This is a genomic window from Polyangiaceae bacterium (assembly GCA_015075635.1).
Classification (GTDB): Bacteria; Myxococcota_A; Polyangia; order Polyangiales; family Polyangiaceae; genus JADJKB01.
Window position 1 is genome coordinate 3,560,090 of sequence record JABTUA010000001.1, and the last position, 18,245, is coordinate 3,578,334.

12 protein-coding genes are annotated in these 18,245 nt (G+C 71.6%); 9 read left to right on the plus strand and 3 right to left on the minus strand.

Annotated elements, in window-relative coordinates:
• Position 1: 1 nt before the first annotated feature.
• Entirely contained in the window at positions 2-1,267 is a 1,266-nt protein-coding gene (locus HS104_16145; GenBank protein ID MBE7481498.1) for a CDP-alcohol phosphatidyltransferase family protein, read from the minus strand.
• A gap of 204 nt (positions 1,268-1,471) precedes the next feature.
• Here HS104_16145 and HS104_16150 point away from each other — a divergent pair, with 204 nt between their 5' ends.
• A complete protein-coding gene (locus tag HS104_16150) occupies positions 1,472-3,055 on the plus strand; it encodes a DUF3943 domain-containing protein (GenBank protein MBE7481499.1) in 1,584 nt (527 codons plus the stop codon).
• Between the two features lie 214 nt (positions 3,056-3,269).
• Here the strand turns inward: HS104_16150 and HS104_16155 are convergent, their stop codons facing one another.
• Positions 3,270-4,130 carry an endonuclease/exonuclease/phosphatase family protein gene (locus HS104_16155; GenBank protein ID MBE7481500.1) on the minus strand — a complete coding sequence of 287 codons (861 nt, stop codon included), beginning with the start codon at positions 4,128-4,130 and terminating at the stop codon, positions 3,270-3,272.
• Positions 4,131-4,310: 180 nt separating this feature from the next.
• On the opposite strand from HS104_16155, the gene HS104_16160 reads away from it, so the two are divergent.
• Genes HS104_16160 through HS104_16180 form a run of 5 tightly spaced genes read left to right on the plus strand, consistent with a single transcriptional unit; the run spans position 4,311 to position 12,518 of the window.
• Positions 4,311-5,252, plus strand: coding sequence for an NAD-dependent epimerase/dehydratase family protein (locus tag HS104_16160; GenBank protein ID MBE7481501.1), 942 nt, complete (start codon positions 4,311-4,313; stop codon positions 5,250-5,252).
• 7 nt (positions 5,253-5,259) lie between these two features.
• Complete coding sequence (locus tag HS104_16165; protein MBE7481502.1) at positions 5,260-6,684, plus strand: PLDc N-terminal domain-containing protein; 1,425 nt, start codon at positions 5,260-5,262, stop codon at positions 6,682-6,684.
• Between the two features lie 47 nt (positions 6,685-6,731).
• Positions 6,732-11,342 (plus strand): translocation/assembly module TamB domain-containing protein, encoded by a 4,611-nt coding sequence (locus HS104_16170; GenBank protein ID MBE7481503.1) that lies wholly within the window; start codon positions 6,732-6,734, stop codon positions 11,340-11,342.
• Positions 11,343-11,389: 47 nt separating this feature from the next.
• Positions 11,390-11,641: a hypothetical protein gene (locus HS104_16175; GenBank protein ID MBE7481504.1), complete on the plus strand. Its 252-nt coding sequence runs from the start codon at positions 11,390-11,392 to the stop codon at positions 11,639-11,641.
• Between the two features lie 22 nt (positions 11,642-11,663).
• On the plus strand, positions 11,664-12,518 hold the full coding sequence (locus HS104_16180) for a glycerophosphodiester phosphodiesterase (protein ID MBE7481505.1): 855 nt from the start codon (positions 11,664-11,666) through the stop codon (positions 12,516-12,518).
• Position 12,519: 1 nt separating this feature from the next.
• Here HS104_16180 and HS104_16185 read toward each other — a convergent pair whose 3' ends face one another.
• Positions 12,520-13,341, minus strand: a complete 822-nt coding sequence (locus HS104_16185) for a hypothetical protein (protein ID MBE7481506.1) — start codon at positions 13,339-13,341, stop codon at positions 12,520-12,522.
• A 39-nt stretch (positions 13,342-13,380) separates the two neighbouring features.
• Here HS104_16185 and HS104_16190 point away from each other — a divergent pair, with 39 nt between their 5' ends.
• Genes HS104_16190 through HS104_16200 form a run of 3 tightly spaced genes read left to right on the plus strand, consistent with a single transcriptional unit; the run spans position 13,381 to position 18,243 of the window.
• Positions 13,381-14,106 carry a sigma-70 family RNA polymerase sigma factor gene (locus HS104_16190; protein MBE7481507.1) on the plus strand — a complete coding sequence of 242 codons (726 nt, stop codon included), beginning with the start codon at positions 13,381-13,383 and terminating at the stop codon, positions 14,104-14,106.
• Positions 14,103-18,041 (plus strand): protein kinase, encoded by a 3,939-nt coding sequence (locus HS104_16195; GenBank protein ID MBE7481508.1) that lies wholly within the window; start codon positions 14,103-14,105, stop codon positions 18,039-18,041. Before HS104_16190 ends, HS104_16195 begins: the two co-directional genes overlap by 4 nt.
• A gap of 10 nt (positions 18,042-18,051) precedes the next feature.
• Entirely contained in the window at positions 18,052-18,243 is a 192-nt protein-coding gene (locus tag HS104_16200; GenBank protein MBE7481509.1) for a DUF4266 domain-containing protein, read from the plus strand.
• Positions 18,244-18,245 lie beyond the last annotated feature (2 nt).

Consider the following 18,245-nt stretch of genomic DNA (forward strand, 5'->3'; position numbering starts at 1 on the left):
TTCAGGCGGCCAAGCGCCTCACGTTCCGCACCGTCGCCGAACCCAAGGCGATGCTGGCGCCGAAGGCGGCGAGCACGGTCGCGTACGGCAGCACGCCGGCGACCGCCATGCAGAGGAACAAGAAGATGAAGAAGTCCTTCTTGAGCACCCGCTCGAACAGGCCGACGACCGCGCCCACGAAGCCCCCCGGGCTCTTGGGCACGCCCACGCTCAAGGCGTAGAAGTCCCCGGAGCCGATGCGCACGAGCTCGACGTAATACTGCGCCATGGTCAAGAGCGTGGCTCCGGCCGCGATCCAGCCCGCGCTGGCGAGGAGCTGGCCGTGCGCGAGCCCAGAAGCCCCGAACGCGAGCCCGATGTAGAAGATCACGTTCGAGACGTCGTCACAAACGGTGTCCACCCATTGCCCCAGCTTGCTGTGCTGGAAACGAACGCGCGCCAGCTCCCCGTCCACGCCGTCCAGGATCGAGTTCCACTGGAAGAGCACGGCGCCGAGCAGCGACCACAGGTAGCCCCCGCGAGACACGGCGAAGGCCCCAGCCACGCCCAGCACGAACGTCACCAGGCTCATCTGGTTCGGCGTGACCGGGGTCGAGACCAGCCGCTTGGAGATGAAGATCGACACGTGCCGGTTCAGGTGGCGCGACACTAGGCCGTCCACCGGCTTCCGGCAGGCCTCGAACAGCAGGTAGACCGCCCGCGTTCGCCCGGCGGGTCCATCAGCGCGGGCATGCCAGGCCTTCCCGACGTCGAGTGGCGCGACCTTGCCGTCGGCGGCGAGCTCTGCGATGCGCGCTCTCGTTTCGTCGCCGGAGAGCGCCGCGAGCCCGGCGCCGGAGGTGAGAAACGGGCCGACCCAGTGCTCGCCGTCGCGGGCAGCCACGGCGACCGCGTCACCGAGCTTCGCCTCCCGGAGCGCGCGGTAGATGGCAGGGTCGACCACGTCCTCCACCGAGCTGACGAGCAGGAGCTGGTCGGGTCCGGCGTCCAGCGCGCCGAGGGCTTCGTTACGGGACGCGCACGCGACGAAGTCGAGCTCTGCATGGATGCGCGCGTCGTCCCGCGCGCGGGCGAACGGCTCTTGCACCTCGCGTGGGCCGATCACACGGATGCGCTCGAGGCCGGCCTTCTGGAGCGTGAGCACGGCGCGCGTGACCAGCGAGAGCCCGGCGAGCTCGTCGAACGGCGCGAAGCCCGGGCCAGGGAAGGCCAGGAGGAGCGCGCTCGGCGGAGCGCTCCCCGCTGCTTCACCCACGCTCGTCGCCATGCCGACGCATGCTTATCATTTTCGGTCCCGCGCGGGGCCTGACGCAGCCCCGCCACAGTGTGCATTCGCGCGCGTTCCCCCAGCGACAAACGTGCGCAAAACGCCGCGCTCAACGCAGGAGTTGCCGGGCGGACCGAGGGGCTTCGGGGAGCCGGCGCTGGCACGTCGAATGCAGCGTGAGAGGGCGAACCGAGTGAGCGCGAAATGGCAACGCTCCACCGCAAGAGGTCGCTCGCCGCCTTCGGGTTGGCCGTGACGCTCGCGACCACGGCCTTCGCCCAGCCCCCGGCAGTGCGAGCGGAGTTGCCCCCGGAGCCCGACGAAGGCTGGTGGGAGGACCGTCTCGGCCAGGTGCGTCCTTTCGAGCAGAGCTACGCGGACTGGTCGCCCGAACGCTACGAAGCGCGTCCCTGGCGCGCGGCCGCCGAGATGCTCGTGCTCTTGGGCCTCGGCACCGCCTGGTACTGGGTCAAGAAGGATCAGAACATCGTGGACTGGGACTACCCGTCGCTCGAGGATCGAATCTTGACCTTCGACGCGGTGCGCTTCGACAACAACCTGTTCGTGACGAATCACATCCTGCACCCGGCCGCGGGCTCGGCCTACTACGGCTTCTCGCGGGTGAACGGCCTCAGCCCGTTCGCGTCCATCGGCTACTCGTTCGCGACCTCCGCGGCGTTCGAGTTCGGACTGGAGGTCCTGGAGAAGGTCAGCATCAACGATCTGATCTACACGCCGCTCGGCGCCTGGGCGTCGGGCGAGTGGTTCTTCCAGCTCGGCGACTACCTGAACAGCGGGCCGCGCGACGGGCCCTGGGGCAATCGCCTGGCGACGTACACGCTCGGCTCGCCGCGCTACCTGCACGACGCCTGGGACGGCGCGCCACCGCCGCGCCCGCTGCCGCTCGACAACCTGGGTTTGTCCACGGCCTTCTGGCATCGCTTCGGCGTGACGTACGGCTTGTCTGGCGTCGACAACGACCACGGCAAGAGCGGCGTCGTCCACGACGTGCTCTTGGAAGGCGAGCTGATCCGCATGCCGGGGCACCTCCGACCCGGGCAGTTCGAGCGCGCGTTCGGCGAGGGCAACTTCGTCGACATGCGGACGCGGATGAGCTTCGACGGCACGGGCTTCGCCGACCTCGACATCTTCTTTTCCGCCGACATCGCCGGCTACTACCACCAGCGCTTCGAGCGCGCCCCCGGCGGCATCAGCGGTCAAGCCTGGTCCGGCGCGGTGAATTCGCAGGGACGCTTCGTGGACCGCTGGTTGCTGGGCCGGCGCGATGGTTACGCGGTCGCCCACCTGCCAGGACCGGCGCTCAAGGGCTGGATCGCCCACGGCCCGATGCTGCTCCGGCTGTCCGCGACGGCACACCTCGACTTCGCCGCCATCCGCGCGCTGCCGTGGGACCGCTGGGTCGGCCTGTACGGCAGCGACGGCGTGAAGACGGTCCTTCAGAAGGAGTCGTACTACTACGCTCACGGCAGCTCCGCGAACGCCCAGGTCGTGCTGTCTCACGGGACCACCGAGCTCGGGCTGCGCGGATTCTTCGGCCACTACGAGTCCATCGAAGGCCTGGATCGGGAGCAGGAGACCGTGTACCGCGACGTGCACGACGCCGACCAGATCCTCGAGGGCGCCGCCTGGCTCGGCCACACCACGCCGGGGGCGCCGATCCACCTCCGCGTCACCGGAGAGCAGGTCTACCGCACGAGCAAGATGACCCCCATCCAGGAGACACGCTGGGATCGACGCATCTCCGTCAACCTGGGGCTCGGGTTCTGACTCGGCTTTCGCTCTTTTCGCCCCCGTGTTTGCTGCCGCGCCCTGCCTCGGTCGAGGTTGTTGTCGAGACGCACTCGGGGAGCGCCCGGCGAAAATTCCCACTCGACGGGGGGAGTGCGCCGGCCTCGCCGGTATTGTTGTGGGTCTTGGTCTCAGTGGCGGATCGCGATCTGCTCGTGCCAAGACAGCGAAAGTCGAGTCTGAGCTCACGCCCTCAAGGCGCTTCGCGCCGGGTCGCCTCGCCGCGCAGGCTCTTCACCTCGGGCGTCCAGTCGTACGCGGCCTCGACGTGCGCGACGACGGGCAGGTGATCGGAGCCGCCGACGTTGCTGACCCAGGCGTTCAGCGGCTCGAACGCGGTGTCGAACAGGATGTGATCGAGGGTCTGAGTGAACTGGTTGGCCACCGAGCTGTGGCGCCAGGTGTGCTGGCCCGGCCGATACAGCGGCAGGATGTTCCGGTAGCCGCGATCCTCCAGGTACTGGAGCGCCACACCGCCCAGCCCCTCGTTGAAGTCGCCGAGCACGATGCTGGGCAGGCCGTTGTTGCACTGCTGCATGAACAGGTCGATCTCGTACAGGTGGTCGTCGTTCGAGCTCAGGTAGGAGCTGACGATGTTGCCGTTGCCTTCGCTCTTCGAGCGCAGGTGCACGTTCAAGATCTGGAACTTTCCGTCGGGCGTGTCGACGATGACGTGCCACGCGGGGTGCCAGCCGTTCGGCCCGGCGTGCCACCCGCTGTCCTCGACCGGGAACTTCGACAGCACGGCGAGCCCCGCCGGCCCCGGCCAGTGATGGCGGTACAGCTGATACGGGTACTGGTCGGCGTAGCGCTCCTGCAAGACTGCCTCGAAGTCGGGCGTCGTCTCCTGCAAACACACCACGTCGGCGTCGTTCTTGCCGACCGCGCCGATGGTGTCCGGGTCGTCGTGGTCGCTCGACTCGACGTTGTAGGACTGGACGCGGAAGTGCGGCACTCCCGGCGTGGGGTCCCGCGGCTCGAGCGGGCGCTCGCCGCAGGCCACGGCGGAGAGCGCGCACAGACCAATCGACAAGCGGAGCGCTGCGCCGTGCATCCGAGCGAGCAGTCTGGCAGCCGAACGCCTTCGGTCAACTCGCTCGACGAGAAAATCTTTGCGCCGGGGCCGAGCTGTCGTCATCGCGTACACTCTCGTGTTCCGCTCGCGGGTGGGCGAATGTCGGACATCGGCGTTGCCAACCCCGGGCTGCTGCGGCCTACTTCCGGCCGAGGCCCCATGAGAGTCTTGGTCACCGGCGGAGCGGGTTTCATCGGCAGCCACATCACGGACGCCCTGCTCGAGCGGGGCCACGAGGTCGCGGTCGTAGACGACCTGTCGAGCGGCAAGCGGGCTCAGGTGCCGGCGGCCGCGCGCTTCCACCAGCAGGACATTCGGGACGCCGCCGCCGTCCGCAGGGTGTGCGACGAATTCCGGCCCGAGGTGGTCTGCCACCAGGCGGCCCAGGTCAGCGTCGCCGTCAGCGTGCGCGAGCCCGTGCTCGACGCCGCGACCAACGTGATCGGAACGCTGAATGTCCTCGAGGCGGCGCGGGCCGCGGGTGTCGAGCGCGTGGTCTTCGCCTCGACCGGGGGCGCGATCTACGGCGAGGTGCCCGAGCCCGAGCGGGCGGCCCCGACGCGCGTCCCCCACGCGATCAGCCCCTACGCCGCCGCGAAGCTCTCGGTCGAGGCGTACCTCGAGGTGTACCGCTGCCAGTTCCAGCTCGACTACCGCATCTTGCGCTACGCCAACGTGTACGGCCCGCGCCAGGACCCGCACGGCGAGGCAGGCGTCGTGGCCATCTTCGCGGCCCGCTTGCTCGCGGCGAAGCCGCTGAGCGTCTTCGCCCGAACGGCGGCAGGAGATCCCGGCTGCGTGCGCGACTACGTGTACGTCGGGGACGTGGTGCGCGCCAACGTCGCGGCGATCGAAGGCGACGTGTTGGAGAGCATCACCAACGTCGCCACCGGAGTCGGCACCACCACGCTCGAGATCGCAAACGGGCTCGCCAGCGCCCTCGGTGTGACCCCGCAGATCGAATACGGCCCCCAGCGCCCCGGGGACCTAGAGCGCTCCGTGCTGGAGCCCGCCCCGTGGATGGGCGCGCTGGTCGGGCTGACGGAGGGTCTCGGCGAGACGGCGAGGTGGTTCGCTGCCCAGGGCCGAGCAGGCGCATGAGGCAGCGATGCCGAGCTGGCTCACCGCGCACTGGCCCACGCTCGCGACGGCCGTCGCGTTCGTCGTCTCGGTCGCCGCGTCCGGCCACGTCATCCTGAGGAAGCGCGACTCCCGAGCCGCGGTGCTCTGGGTCGGCCTGATCTGGCTCGTGCCCGGGCTCGGCGCGTTCCTGTACTGGGCGCTCGGCATCAACCGCATCCGGCGGCGGGCGGCGCTGCTCATGCGGGGCAAGAAGCCCGCGCTCGAGCTCAACGGCCAGCCAGGGGCAGCACCCGCGGACGAGCACCTGGCCGGGCTCGCCCGCGCCACCGATCGCATCGTGCGGCACGAGCTCACGGCCGGCAATCGCTTCGAACCCTTGGAGAACGGAGACGCGGCCTACCCGGCCATGCTCGCCGCCATCGAGTCGGCCGAGCGGTCCATCGCGCTCGCCACCTACATCTTCGACGACGACCGCGCCGGGGAGCGCTTCGCCAGCGCGCTCGCTCGAGCGGTGAAGCGTGGCGTCCAGGTCCGGGTGCTGATCGACGCGGTCGGCGCGCGCTACTCCTGGCCATCCATCGTCGGACGCTTGAGGAAGGCCGCCGTCCCCGTCGCCACCTTCCTGCCCGGCTGGTCCCCGCTCGGAGCGAGCTTCACGAACCTGCGCAACCACCGCAAGATCTTGGTGGTGGACGGCCAGCGCGCGTTCACCGGCGGGATGAACATCCGCGCGGGGCACGTGCTCGGCGAAGCTCCCGAGAGTCCCGTCCGCGACCTCCAGTTCCGGGTCGATGGTCCCGTGGTGGCTCAGCTGATGGGGTGTTTCGCCGAGGACTGGGCGTTCTGCACGGCGGAGGTCCTGTCCGGTGGCACCTGGTTTCCGCCGCTCGAGCCCGCCGGGACGACGCTGGCGCGCGCGGTGCCCGACGGTCCCGACGAAGACTTCGAGGTGCTGCGCCAGGTGCTCCTGGTCGCGTTGGCCAGCGCCCGGCGGAGCGTGCGGGTGGTGACTCCCTATTTCGTGCCAGACACCTCGCTCATCGACGGCCTGGTGGTCGCGGCGCTGCGTGGCGTGACGGTGGACATCGTGCTCCCCGAGCACGGCAACATCCGGCTGGCAGAGTGGGCATCGATGGCGCTGCTCTGGCAGGTCTTGCAGGGCGGCTGCTCGGTACACCTGTCCCCGGCGCCCTTCGACCACACCAAGCTCTTCGTGGTGGACGAGGCCTGGGTGCTGCTCGGCTCCGCGAACTGGGACGCCCGCAGCCTGCGCCTGAATTTCGAGCTGAACGTCGAGTGCTACGACCCGGCCCTGGCGGCGGAGGTCGCGAAGCTCGTGGACACCCGGATCGCGGCCGCCCGGCGCGTCACGCTGGCCGACATGGACGGGCGCGGGTTCCCGATCAAGGTCCGCGACGGCGTGGCCAAGTTGCTTTCGCCTTATCTCTGATCCTCACTTGCGCCCTGGCAGGACGCGGCGCATTTTCGCGCCTCGTCGTGACGAGCAACGCTCCGCCCAAGCGGCCTCGGCGCCGCCTGCTCGCGCGCCTCGGACGGGCGCTCGCCGTCGTGCTGGCTGGCCTCGTCGTTCTGGTGCTCGCGCTGATTGGCTACCTGCACAGCCAGAGCGGCCAGGAGCTCCTGCGCGAGCGCGTCGAGGCCCGGCTCGCCGAGCGCGTGAACGGCAGCGTCCGGATCGGCCGCTTGGGGCTGCGCTTGTTCGGCAGCATCGAGCTTCACGGCGTGGTGCTCGCGGACGCGAGCGGCAAACCCGTGATCGAGCTCGACGCCCTGAGCGTCACACCGTCGTGGCGCGAGCTGTCCAGCGGCCACATCGTGATCCAGCGCGTCGCGCTCTCCGGTGTGCGCGTGGGCATGACCCAAGACGCGGACGGGCTCTCGAACCTGAAGCGTCTGTTCAAGCCGAGCCCGCCGAGCCCGCCGGATCCGAGCCCCAAGCGGCGGCGCATCGAGGTGCGCGAGCTCGCTCTGTCCGGGCTCGCGTTCTCGCTGACCAAGGCCGACGGCAGCGTGCTGGCGGTGACGGATCTGGGGCTCGACGCGCGCCTCGACGCGACGCCCTTGGACAAGAGCGTGACCCTGTCGGTGTCGCGCCTCGGCCTCGGGCTCACGCGCTCCGCGCCGAACGGCCCGAAGCTCGCCCTGTCCGAGCTCGAGACCAAGCTCGAGGTCGCGCTGATCGAGGGCAAGGGCAAGGTCCTGCTCGGCCCCGTCTCCGCCAAGCTCTCGCTGGAACGGCCCAACGTGCCCGCGTTCGCCACGCCGCTCGCGCTCTCGGCCCTCGAGCTCGACGTGAGGCCGGGTGGGCTCGGCGCCGCGTTGAAGAAGTTGGAGGCGGGCCTGGCTCTGCTCGAGAGCCTCGAGCTCGACGGCGCCAAGGACGAGCGCGGGCTCTCGGGACCTCAGCGGGGGCTCGTCGCGGGTCTCGCGCTCGACGCGAAGCGGCTCAACGCGCTGCTCGGCAAGGAGCTGCTCGCGAGCGACGTGAAGGTGGGCGTGGCGCTCGCCGGCCTGCCCGCGGCCCTGGCCTTGGAGGCGTCGGTCGCGACCGACGGCGGCAAGCTCGCGCTGACGGGCAAGCTGGACGCCTCGAAGCTCGAGCGCCCCGGCTACGACTTGACCCTGGTCGGCACCAGCATCGCCACCAAGAAGCTCCTGCTCGATTCGAAAGCGCCGGACGTCGAGGTCGAGAAGCTGACGTTGGGCCTCCGAGGCAGCGGCGCGAAGCGCGACGAGATCGAGGCGGACGTGAGCCTCGACGTCGGGCCGCTGAGAGTCGGCAAGATCCGCATCGACGACGTCACCCTGCGCGGCAAGCTCGACCGGGGTGTGGTGCGCATCCGCGAGCTCGTGATCCACGCGCTCGATCAGACCGTGAAGGCGAGCGGCACCTTCGCGCTCGCGGAAAAGTCGCTGGACCTCGAGGTCGAGCTCTCCGGCGACGTCGGCGTGGCGCTCGCCGCCGCGCGCCGCGCCGGAGTGGCGGTGAAGTCCAACCTGCCAGGCGGCGCCGTCGCGCTGGGCAAGGGCGAGTTCACGCTGCGCGTGAAGGGCAAACTGGACGAAGGGCTCACGGTGAGCCTACCGGCCGCGAAGCTGCGCGTCGCCGGCGGCAGCGTGACGCTCGACGGCGACGTGACGCTGACCCGCGGCGAGCCCGACGCCGAGGGCAAGCGCCCGCTGGGCCTCGACACGCTGAACACCGACGTCCAGCTCAGGAGCGTGCGCCTGTCGTCGCTGGCGGCGCTCCGCGGCAAGAAGCTGCCCGGCCTCGACGGTACGGTGAGCGGGGAGATCAGCCTGCAAGGCACCAAGCAAGCCCCAAAGGCCGACGTCGATCTCACCATCCGCGCCCGGCGCAGCGACACCCGCGAGGCCCCGGAGGTCGTGGTCCGGGTGCGCGCGAAGGGCGGCAAGCGCGAGCTCGACGCCACGATTGACATCGTGAAGCGCGACCGCGGCAGCGACGACACCATCGCCAAGCTCGACGCTCGGCTGCCCATCACGCTCTCGGGCCGGCGCGGGCTCGACGCGGGGCGGCCCATGGCCGTGAAGCTCGACCTGCCGCGCCGGACGCTGGGCGATCTGCTCGCGCTCTTGCCGCCGGAGATCGCCGCCAAGGTCAAGGCGCCGCGGGACACCGAGCTCGAGGCCCACGCGAGCCTCGGCGGCACCACCAGCGCGCCGAGCGGACAGGTGAAGCTCGATGTGTCCACGAAGCTCCCGCTCTCCGAGGCGCGCCAGCGCATGAGCTTGGACGCCACGCTCGCGGGGAACCACGCCAGCGCGAGCGTGCGCGCCTTCCTCGACGAGCGGGCGCCGCCGGCGCTGACGCTCGACGCCGACGCGCGCTTCGCAGGCTCTCCCCTCCTGCCGCGCGGCGTGAGCGAGGTCGAGTGGAAGCTCGCTGGCCGACTCGCTCGGCAGGAGCTCGGCGCGCTGCCGCTTCCCGAAGACCGCAAGCAGGGCCTCTCGGGCACCGCGTCCTTGGCCTTCGCTCTCCGCGGAACGCGCCAGGACGCCGGCGGGCGCGTCGAGCTCCAGCTGAGCGGCGTGAAGAAGGGGGAGACCGGACCCATCGACGCCGAGCTCGCGCTGGGTCTCGAGCCCGAGCGCACGAAGCTCGCCCTGGACGTGAAGGCCGCGGGGCTCCACGCCTTGCGCACGCGCGGCGCCGTGGGGCTCGGCGGCAGAGACCTGTTCCGGACACTGCGCGAGAAGAAGGCCGGTGACTCCAGCCTGGACGTAAACGTCGAGCTGCCCAAGCACCGGTTGGCCGAGTGGGCCGCGCTGCGCCCGAAGCTCGAGCGCTTCCTGGGCGCGGTGGGCGGCGCGATCCGCCTGGGCGGGACGCTGAAGGAGCCGACGGCCAAGGGGGAGATCGCGCTCGACGAGTTCACCACCGCCTCCGGCGAGCCGGGGCGCGCGGCCCTGAGCCTCGACGCCGGGCCGAGTCAGGTCTTGCTCGGCATCGCGCTGGGGCCGAGCGCCGACAAGGACCCGCTGGCGCTCCGGGTGAGCGCGAGTCGTCCCGAGCTCGTGGAGTTCCTGCGCAAGAAGGAGGGCGAAGCCACCGTCGCCGTGCGAGTCGAGGCGCGCGCCGAGCGGCAGCCCTTGGGCTCGCTGGTGCCGAAGCTCACCCGCGACTTCCCCGAGACGGGAGCGCAAGGAACCCTCGACTGGAACATGACCGGAGACGTCGCGCTCGCGTCCAGGGACGGCGCGCGCCGGCTCGCCGACGCAACCCTGCTCGGCGAGCTCTCGCTCTCCAAGGGCAGCGTCCCGATCCCCAAAAGTCAGCGCCGCTACCGAGACGTCGAGCTCCGCATCTCCGCCACCCGCGAGGCCCTCCGCATCGACGAGCTCGAGCTCCACGAGTCCGATCGCGAAAAGCCCGATCGGCGCATCGCCATCTCCGGCCGCCTGCCCTGGAGCAAGCTCCGCCCCGAGCGCATCGAGCTCGCCATCGACGCCAAGGACTTCCTGCTGTTCGGCTCCGACACGCTGGGAATGCCCGACGCGCCGCGCGGCGCGCTCACCGCGAAGATCGACGTCAGCGGCGACCTGTCTGGGCCGCGGCGGCGCGTGGACGCGACGGTGCACGCGCTCGACCTCGTGATGCCAGATCGCCTCGACAAGGCACACTGGCCGGAGAAGCCGCACCTGGGCGACGTGCTGTATCTGGGCGAAGCGGGCGTGAAGCGCGGAAAGCTGCCGGTGCCCGAGCGCCCCGCCCCTGCCCCGCCGCCGGCAGCAGCGCCCGCCCCCGACTCCCCGGGCGCCACCGGCACCGATCTCTTCGTCCACATCTCGAAGCCGATCAAGGTCCAGAAGATGCCCTTCGAGCTCGTGGCGAAGGGCGAGCTCGCGGTAAGGCTGCGCCCGGGCAAGAAGCCCGCGGTGAGCGGCGAGCTGGCGGTGCTCGACGGCTACATGTCCCTGGGCGGCAGGAACCACGGCATCGACCGGCGCCACAAGAGCCGCATCTACTTCGACGCCGCGCACCCGAGCGGCGAGCTCGATCTCTGGGTGCGGCGCGCGCCCCACCCCGTCGTCTTGCAGGACGTGTCGCTGGTGTCGAGCGGCGGCGACGACGTGCGACTGCACCTCACCGGGCCGATCTCGAAGCCCTTCTCCACGGTGACCGGCGTCGGCAACGCCGACCTCTGGGACCTCTTGCCGGCGCACAACGCCGGTCGCGTGAAGTTCACCTCGCAGCCCGACCTGCCGGCGACGCAGGCCGTGCAGGTTCCCCGCGAGTACGACGTGGTGCTGCTCTCGTACATCGCGGCGAACCTCCCCCACAACTTGTTCCTGAGCCGCGTCAACGCCTGGGCCGATCCGCACGACGACCGCGCCGCCTACGGACGCGTGAAGCACCTGGAGGCCGATCGCTACTCGAAGAGCGGCAAGACCCGCGTGCGCGCCGCGGCGCGACCGCCGACGCTGGGACAGAGCAGCGCCGAGCTCGAGCTGGGGCAGCTCTGGGTAAACACGCCCCACACCAAGGCCGGCGCGGCGCTGGTGGCGGGCAGCCGGCTGGGCGGCGGTCCCGCCCTCTTCCTGGAATGGGCGAGCGAGGACTGAACGTCGAAAACTGGACAGTCTTTCAGTGCTGGTTGTATGACCAGCTCATGACCCTCGAAACCACGGAAATCCTGCTGCTCTCCGCCCTGTTCCAGCTCGCCCAGGCCGACCGGGCCGCCACCCTGATCCGGCTCGCGAGCCACGCGCAGCTCAGCCGGGAGGCTGCGCTCGCCGGTCTCGGGCGCCTCGCTGCCGCCGGCTGGGTGGACGGCGAGCGGCTGCGCCTGACCCTGCCCGGCCTCGCGCTGGCGGCCGGCCTCTACCCCCGGGTGCGGGCGAGCCTGGCGCTCGCGGCGTGAGCCGAGTGCTAGCGTCCCCGGCGTGCGCTCGGCTCTGCCTGCATTGCTCTCGCTCGTGCTCTTTGCTTGCGGTGAGGACGAAGGCGCCAGCAAAGCGGCCAGCTGCGACCACCGCTTCTTGTGCGAGGCGCCGCTGTCCTTCGCCCACCGCGGCGGCGGCAAGCTGCGACCGGAGGAGACGCTGCCGGCCTACGAGAACGCGGCGGCCGTCGGCGCCCACGTGCTCGAGGCCGACGTCCACACCAGCGCCGACGGCGAGGTCGTGTGTATGCACGACGCCACCGTGGACCGCACGACGAACGGCAGCGGCGCCATCCACGAAAAGACCCTGGCCGAGCTGAAGCAGCTCGACGCCGGCTACCATTTCTCGCCCGACGGCGGCGCGAGCTTTCCCTGGCGGAACAAGGGCGTCACGATCCCGACCCTGGGCGAGGTGCTCGACGCACACCCGGACGCCTGGTGGACCATCGAGCTGAAGCAGCTCAGCCCCAGCATCGTCGATCCGGTGATCGCGCTGCTCGACCAGAAGGGTGCCACCACGCGCACGGTGCTGGTCTCGTTCTCCGACGACGTGGTGCAAGAGATCCGAGAGAAGCGCCCGGACATCCTCACCGGCATGGGCGTCGGCGAGATGCTCGCGCTGAATGCTCTGAGCGACGAGACCGAGCAGGACTACGAGCCGCCCACGCGCATCGTGCAGCCGCCGGCGAGCGCGGTGAACGCAGAGCTGATGGCCCGGGCCGAGCGCCTGGGCCTTCGCATCCACGTCTGGACCGTGAACGACCGCCCGGAGATGGAGGCGCTGCTCGACATCGGCGTCCACGGCATCATGACGGACGATCCGGCGCTCCTGGGCCAGGTGCTCTCCGAGCGCTGACTCAGCAGTTCGGACAGCTGCAGCTCACGCCCTTCAGGCCCGAGAAGTCGCTGCAAGTGCCGTACGGCGCGACGCACACGCTGGGACCCGAACAGGCGCAGGTGAAGTCCGAGCCGCAGCTCGCCGGGACGTCCACGCAATGGTTCTGGGGACCGAGCTGGGTGACGTAGCTCGCGCAGAAGAGCGCGCCGGTGCAGTCCGCGCAGTCCTTGACCGTCTTGCACTCGTCCGCCGGCACGCACTGGCCGGTCCAGCAGGTGCCGTCGGCGGTGACCTGCGGCACCTGACCCGGGTCGCAATTCGGCGTCGCCATCTTGCAGGTGACCTTCGAGTCGTCGCAGGGGAAACCCATGACGCAGCGGCCGGCGATGCAGGCGGCCGCCTTCGGCGCCCCGAGCTCTCCGCACTTGTCCTGCACGCAGAGCGCCGGGCACGACGGTGGGTTCTCGCTCGTGGGCACGCCGATGCAGCTGCAGCAATCCGTGAACACCTTGCACTCGCTGTCGCTGGTGCACTCGGGCTTCGCCGGACCGCCGCCGCCCGTGCCGCCGGTGCTGCCACCGCTCCCCCCCGTAGCGCCACCGCTACCACCGCTTCCGCCCGTGGCGCCGGCGCTGCCGCCCGTCGCGCCGCCGCTGCCACCGCTGCCGCCGAGCGCGCCGCCGCTGCCACCCACGGCGCCGCCGCTACCCGAGCTGCCGCCGCTCGCTCCGGAGCCGCCGGAACCACCGCCGCCCGTCGCGCCGCCACCGTCCGTGCTCGACTCCCCACCGCAGCCCGCGAGCCAGAACGCCGCCGCGACGACCGCCACCGTCTTCGTCATGCGGGCGAGCATAGCACTCCAGGATATGCTCGACACGGCATGAGCCCGGGAGGCTTCCCCACCACGCGGCACTCGCAGGTCTTGGCGGCGCGGAGCGACGACTCCGCGGAGCGAGCGCGTTCGTACCAGGTCTTGACCCTGGCCTACTACCGGCCCGTCTACAAGTACACGCGCCTGCACTGGAGGAAGCCGGAGGACGACGCCAGGGAGATCACCCACGACTTCTTCGTCTACGCCTTCGAGTCTGGAACGTTCGCTCGATACGAGCCGGACAAGGCCCGCTTCCGCAGCTTCCTGCGCCTGTGCCTGGATCGCTTCATCGGCAAGCGCCACCGCAGCGCACGAGCGGAGAAGCGCGGCGGCGGGCTGCCGGCGCTCTCACTCGCCTTCGACGACCTGGAGCGCGAGATCGAGCGCACCGTTCCGAGCGAGGCCGTCGATCCGGAGCGTTTCTTCGAGACGGAGTGGGCGCGTTACCTCTTGTCGAGCAGCGTCGAGGCGCTGCGCCGGGAGTGTTCGGAGAAGAAGCGCACGCAGCATTTCGCCGTGTTCGAGCGCATCGACCTGTGCCCCGACCCGAGCGCGCGACCGAGCTACGCCGAGGTGGCAGAAGCGCTGGGCGTCTCGGTCAGCGACGTGACCAACCGCCTCTCGTTCGCGCGCCGCGAGCTCCGGCGCCTGGTGATCGATCAGCTGCGCGAGATCACGGCCAGCGACGAGGAGCTCCGCGCCGAGGCCCAAGCGGTGCTGGGGATCCGAGTGTGAGCCGGATCCCCGACGACCTGTTGGAGCGGCTGCGCGACCTCGAAGCGCCCGAGAGCGCTGCCGTGTCGTCGCTGGAAGGTCCCGCCGCGAGCGCGCGCTTCCTCCTCGAGGGTCGGGTGGGTGTCGGCGGCATGGGCGAGGTGTTCCGCGCGTTCGACCAGGAACGCCAGATCCCGGTCGCGGTGAAGCTGCTCGGCAGCCTCGACGACGAGCACTACCAGCGCTTTCAGCGCGAGGCCGCGGTGCTCGCGCAGCTCTCCCACCCCGCCATCGTGGGCTACGTGGCGCACGGACGGCTCGGTACGCGAGCGTTTTTGGCGATGGACTGGCTCGAGGGCGAGACGCTGGCGGAGCGCCTCGACCGGGCGGGCTTGACCAGCGCCGAGACGCTCGCGCTCGCGCGGCGCGTGTCAGCGGCCCTGGCCTTGGTGCACGAGCACGGCGTCGTTCACCGAGACGTCAAGCCCAGCAACGTCTTCCTGCCGCACCGCGATCCCGCCCAGGCCATGCTCATCGACTTCGGCATCGCGCGGCGCCCGCTCGTCGAGACCTCGCTCACGGCCACTGGCTTCGCCGTCGGCACGGTGGGTTACATGGCCCCGGAGCAGGCGCGCGGCGCCGAGTGGGTGGACGCTCGCGCGGACGTGTTCGCGCTCGGCGCGGTCCTCTACAAGTGCCTGACCGGGCGGCGTGCCTTCCGCGGCGCCGATCCGATGGCGGTGCTCGCCAAGACCGTGTTCAGCGAGCCGCCCCGCGCCCGCGCGCTGATCGCAGAGGTGCCTCCGGCCCTGGACGAGCTCGTGGCCCGCATGTTGGAGAAGGACCCGCGGGCGCGACCCAGCGACGGGCACGCGGTGGCGCTGGCGCTCGACGCCATCGGTCCGGTGGACGACGAGCGTCGCGCCCCGGACAGCGGAGCGTACCCGATGCTCACGCGAACGGAGCGCCGGCTCGCGAGCGTGCTCGTGGTCTCCCCGGCGGCGAGCGCGCCGCGCTCCGAGACGGCGACGAGCGTGGTCGCGTCGAGCAGCCCGGCGTGGGGCCGCTGGTCGGCGGCTGCGCGCGCCCACGGCGTGCGCCTCGACCCGTTGGCGGATGGCAGCATCGTCGCTTCGTTGGGCAAGGAGACCACCGCGCTCGACGCCGTCCTGCGTCTGGCCCGCGCGGCGCTGGCGCTCTCGGCCTCGAGCCCTCGGGCGCGCAGCGTGCTGTGTACGGGCCGCGGACAGTCCGGCGGCGGCGACGTGCCCGCCGAGGTCGTCGACCGAGCCGCCAAGATGCTGGCCCGCCTGCGCGAGCCGCGCGCAGGCCAGCACCTCCCGGCCGTCTGCCTCGATCGGGTCAGCGCAGCGCTCCTCGGCGGGCGCTTCGACGTCGCCTCGCTCGGGACCGAGCTCGCGTTGATCGGAGAGCGGGGTGTGGAAGTGGAGAGGGGCCGCGTCGCGCCCCACGTGGGTCGCAAGCGCGAGCTCGAAGCGCTCGACGCTCTGCTTCGTGACAGCCTGGCCGCGAACGCCCCGCGAGCAGCCATCCTCACCGGCCCCGCCGGCATCGGCAAGACCCGGCTCTGGATGGAGCTGGTCCGACGCTCGACTCGGGCCGGGATGAGACACGTGCTCTGGGTCGCGCGCGCCGATCCAGCGCGCCCCCGCTCGCCCTACGCGCTGCTCGGAGACGTGCTGTCTCGGGCGCTCGGCGTACACCCCGGCGAGTCCACCGCGCGCATCCGTGAAAAGCTCCGCGCGCGCCTCGCCGCCCGCGGCGCGGACGCCGACACCCTGCGCCGGTCGGAGCGCCTGATCGAGCTGTTCCAGGGCGCGGAGGCGGACGCGCCCGCCTTCGATCCCAGCGTGAGCGCCGAGCGCTTGCTGAGCGCGTGGCTCGGCTGGGTGCAGCTCGAGGTGGGTACCTCTCCGCTGCTCATCGTGTTCGACGACGCGCAGTGGGGCGACCTGCCCAGCCTGAACCTCGCCGCGCGTGCCGCGCGGCTCGGCCGCGCGCCGGTCGTCCTCGTGTGCGCCGGACGCCCCGAGCTCTCGCAGGCGTTCCCGGGGCTCTGGCACGAGCTCGCGCCGCTCGCGCTCGAGCTTCAGCCGCTGTCACGCAAGAGCCGCCTCGAGCTGCTCACCGAGCTCCTGCCCCAGGAGCTCCCTCGACTCGAGCTCGTGCGCCTGGCGGACGCCTCCGACGGCAACCCCTTCGCCCTCGAAGAGCTGGCGCGGGTACGCGCGGACCGACCGGACGCGCCCCTGCCCGAGTCGGTGCTGGCTCTGTCGGAGAGTCGGCTCTCTCGGCTCGGTCAGGACAGCCGGGCCGTGCTGCGCGCGGCCAGCGTGTTCGGGATGCGAGCCTGGCCGGGCGCGATCGAAGAGCTGGAGCAAGACGTCGACGTCGAGGGCGCCATCGAGGAGCTCTTGCGCCACGATCTGCTCTCGCACGCGCCGACGTCGCGCTTCGCATCGGAGCCCGAGCTCGCGTTCAGGCAGTCGCTGATCCGCGAGGCTGCCTACGCCGAGCTCACCGAGCACGACCGCACGCTCGGCCATCGGCTGGCCGCGGCCTGGCTCGAGCGCATGGGCGAGACCGACCCGGTCGTGCTCGGGGAACAATGGGATCGCGGCGGCGAGCCCGGACGCGCGGCGGTGCACTACCAGCGCGCCGCCCGGCAGGCCCTGGCCGGCAACGATTTCCCCGCGGCGATCAGCCGGGCGGAGCGCGCCCTCGCCAATATCGCGCTCGACCGGGCGGCGGGCGGTGCGCCGCACGCGCCGGGAACGCTCGGTTCGCTCGAGCTGACGTTGGCCGAAGCCAAACGCTGGAGCGGCGACGCTCGCGGCGCGCTCGGCCACGCGGAAGCAGCGCGTGGTTTGCTCGGGCGCGGCGGGAGCAGCTGGTTTTCGGCGATGGCGGAGCTCGCTGCCGTGCTCGGGCGCATCGGCGAATACGACCGCCTCGAGGCCGTGCTCTCGGAGGTCGCCGCCGAGCGGACGCCGGCTGCGGAGCGAAGCGCGCAGATCGGCGCGCTGTGCCCGGGTACCTCTCAGCTCCTGCAGGCGGGCCGGACCCACGCGGCCGATCGCCTCGTCGTCGCCATCGAGGCCCTGGCCGGGCGCGGGCTGCTCGACGTCGCGGCCCAAGCGCGGCTCGAGCAGCTGCGAGGCTTCTACTCACTCGGCGCCGGCGATCCGTGGCGCGCGATGGGCTGCTACGCCCAGGCGCGCGAGGCCTTCTCGGCTCTCGGCAGCGCGCGGCACTCCGCCGTCGAGCAGGTGAACTTCGCGCACGCCGCCCTCGAGGCTGGCGCGTTCGAGGCCGCCGACGCCGCCCTCGGGCAGGCGCTGTTCACCGCCGAGGTCCTGGGCTTGGAGACGGTGCGGGCGGTGGCCGAGCTGAACCGCGGGCGGCTCGCGCTCGGGCGGGGCGAGCTCGCCCAGGCCGAACGGAGCCAAGGTGTCGCGCTCGAGATCGGCATGCGCGAGCGCAGCCCGCGGGTGAGCGGCGCGGCGCGGGTGCACCTCGCGCGCGTCGCGCTCCGGCGCGGCGACGCGCTGGTGGCCGAGGCGGAGGCGCAGGCGGCCGCCGCCCTCCTCGAGGTGGCGCCGCCGCTCCGGGTCGGCGCGCTGGCGACCTTGGCCGAAGCGCAGCTCGAAGCCGGCCAGCTGAAGGAAGCGGAGGCGTCCGCCGCCCGGGCCGTCGCTGCCATCGCGCCAGGCCGCGCCGAGATGTTCGACGTCCTCGCACGTTGGGTTTCGGTGCGCGTAGCGCTCTCCCTCGGAGACGCGGCTCGGGGCCGCGAGGAGCTCGGAGCGCTCTTGACGGAGCTCGAGGCGCGCTCCCGCTTCGCAGGCGACGCCGCGGGGGCGCGCGCGTTCCTCGAGCGCGTCGAGGTCCACGCGAACGTGGTCGCGCTCGCGCGCGAGCTGGGCCTCGGCTAAGCTGCCGGGGATGCGCGCGCTCCTCGCCTTCGCCCTCGTGCTCGCTGGCTGCGCGGACGTCGCCCCCTGGCAGCGCGCCAGGCTCGCCCACCCCAGCATGACCGAGGCGAGCGAGAGCCCGGGACGCGCGCACATGCTGGCGGTGCAAGAGGGCGCCATCGGGGGCTCGCTCGTGGTGGCGAGCGGTTGCGGCTGCAACTGAGG

Bases quoted from the DNA above. Each gene is read 5' to 3' on its own strand.
- HS104_16145 (MBE7481498.1), bottom strand. From the start codon at position 1,267: ATGGCGACGAGCGTGGGTGAAGCAGCGGGGAGCGCTCCGCCGAGCGCG.
- HS104_16150 (MBE7481499.1), top strand. From the start codon at position 1,472: ATGGCAACGCTCCACCGCAAGAGGTCGCTCGCCGCCTTCGGGTTGGCC.
- HS104_16155 (MBE7481500.1), bottom strand. From the start codon at position 4,130: ATGCACGGCGCAGCGCTCCGCTTGTCGATTGGTCTGTGCGCGCTCTCC.
- HS104_16160 (MBE7481501.1), top strand. From the start codon at position 4,311: ATGAGAGTCTTGGTCACCGGCGGAGCGGGTTTCATCGGCAGCCACATC.
- HS104_16165 (MBE7481502.1), top strand. From the start codon at position 5,260: ATGCCGAGCTGGCTCACCGCGCACTGGCCCACGCTCGCGACGGCCGTC.
- HS104_16175 (MBE7481504.1), top strand. From the start codon at position 11,390: ATGACCCTCGAAACCACGGAAATCCTGCTGCTCTCCGCCCTGTTCCAG.
- HS104_16185 (MBE7481506.1), bottom strand. From the start codon at position 13,341: ATGACGAAGACGGTGGCGGTCGTCGCGGCGGCGTTCTGGCTCGCGGGC.
- HS104_16190 (MBE7481507.1), top strand. From the start codon at position 13,381: ATGAGCCCGGGAGGCTTCCCCACCACGCGGCACTCGCAGGTCTTGGCG.
- HS104_16200 (MBE7481509.1), top strand. From the start codon at position 18,052: ATGCGCGCGCTCCTCGCCTTCGCCCTCGTGCTCGCTGGCTGCGCGGAC.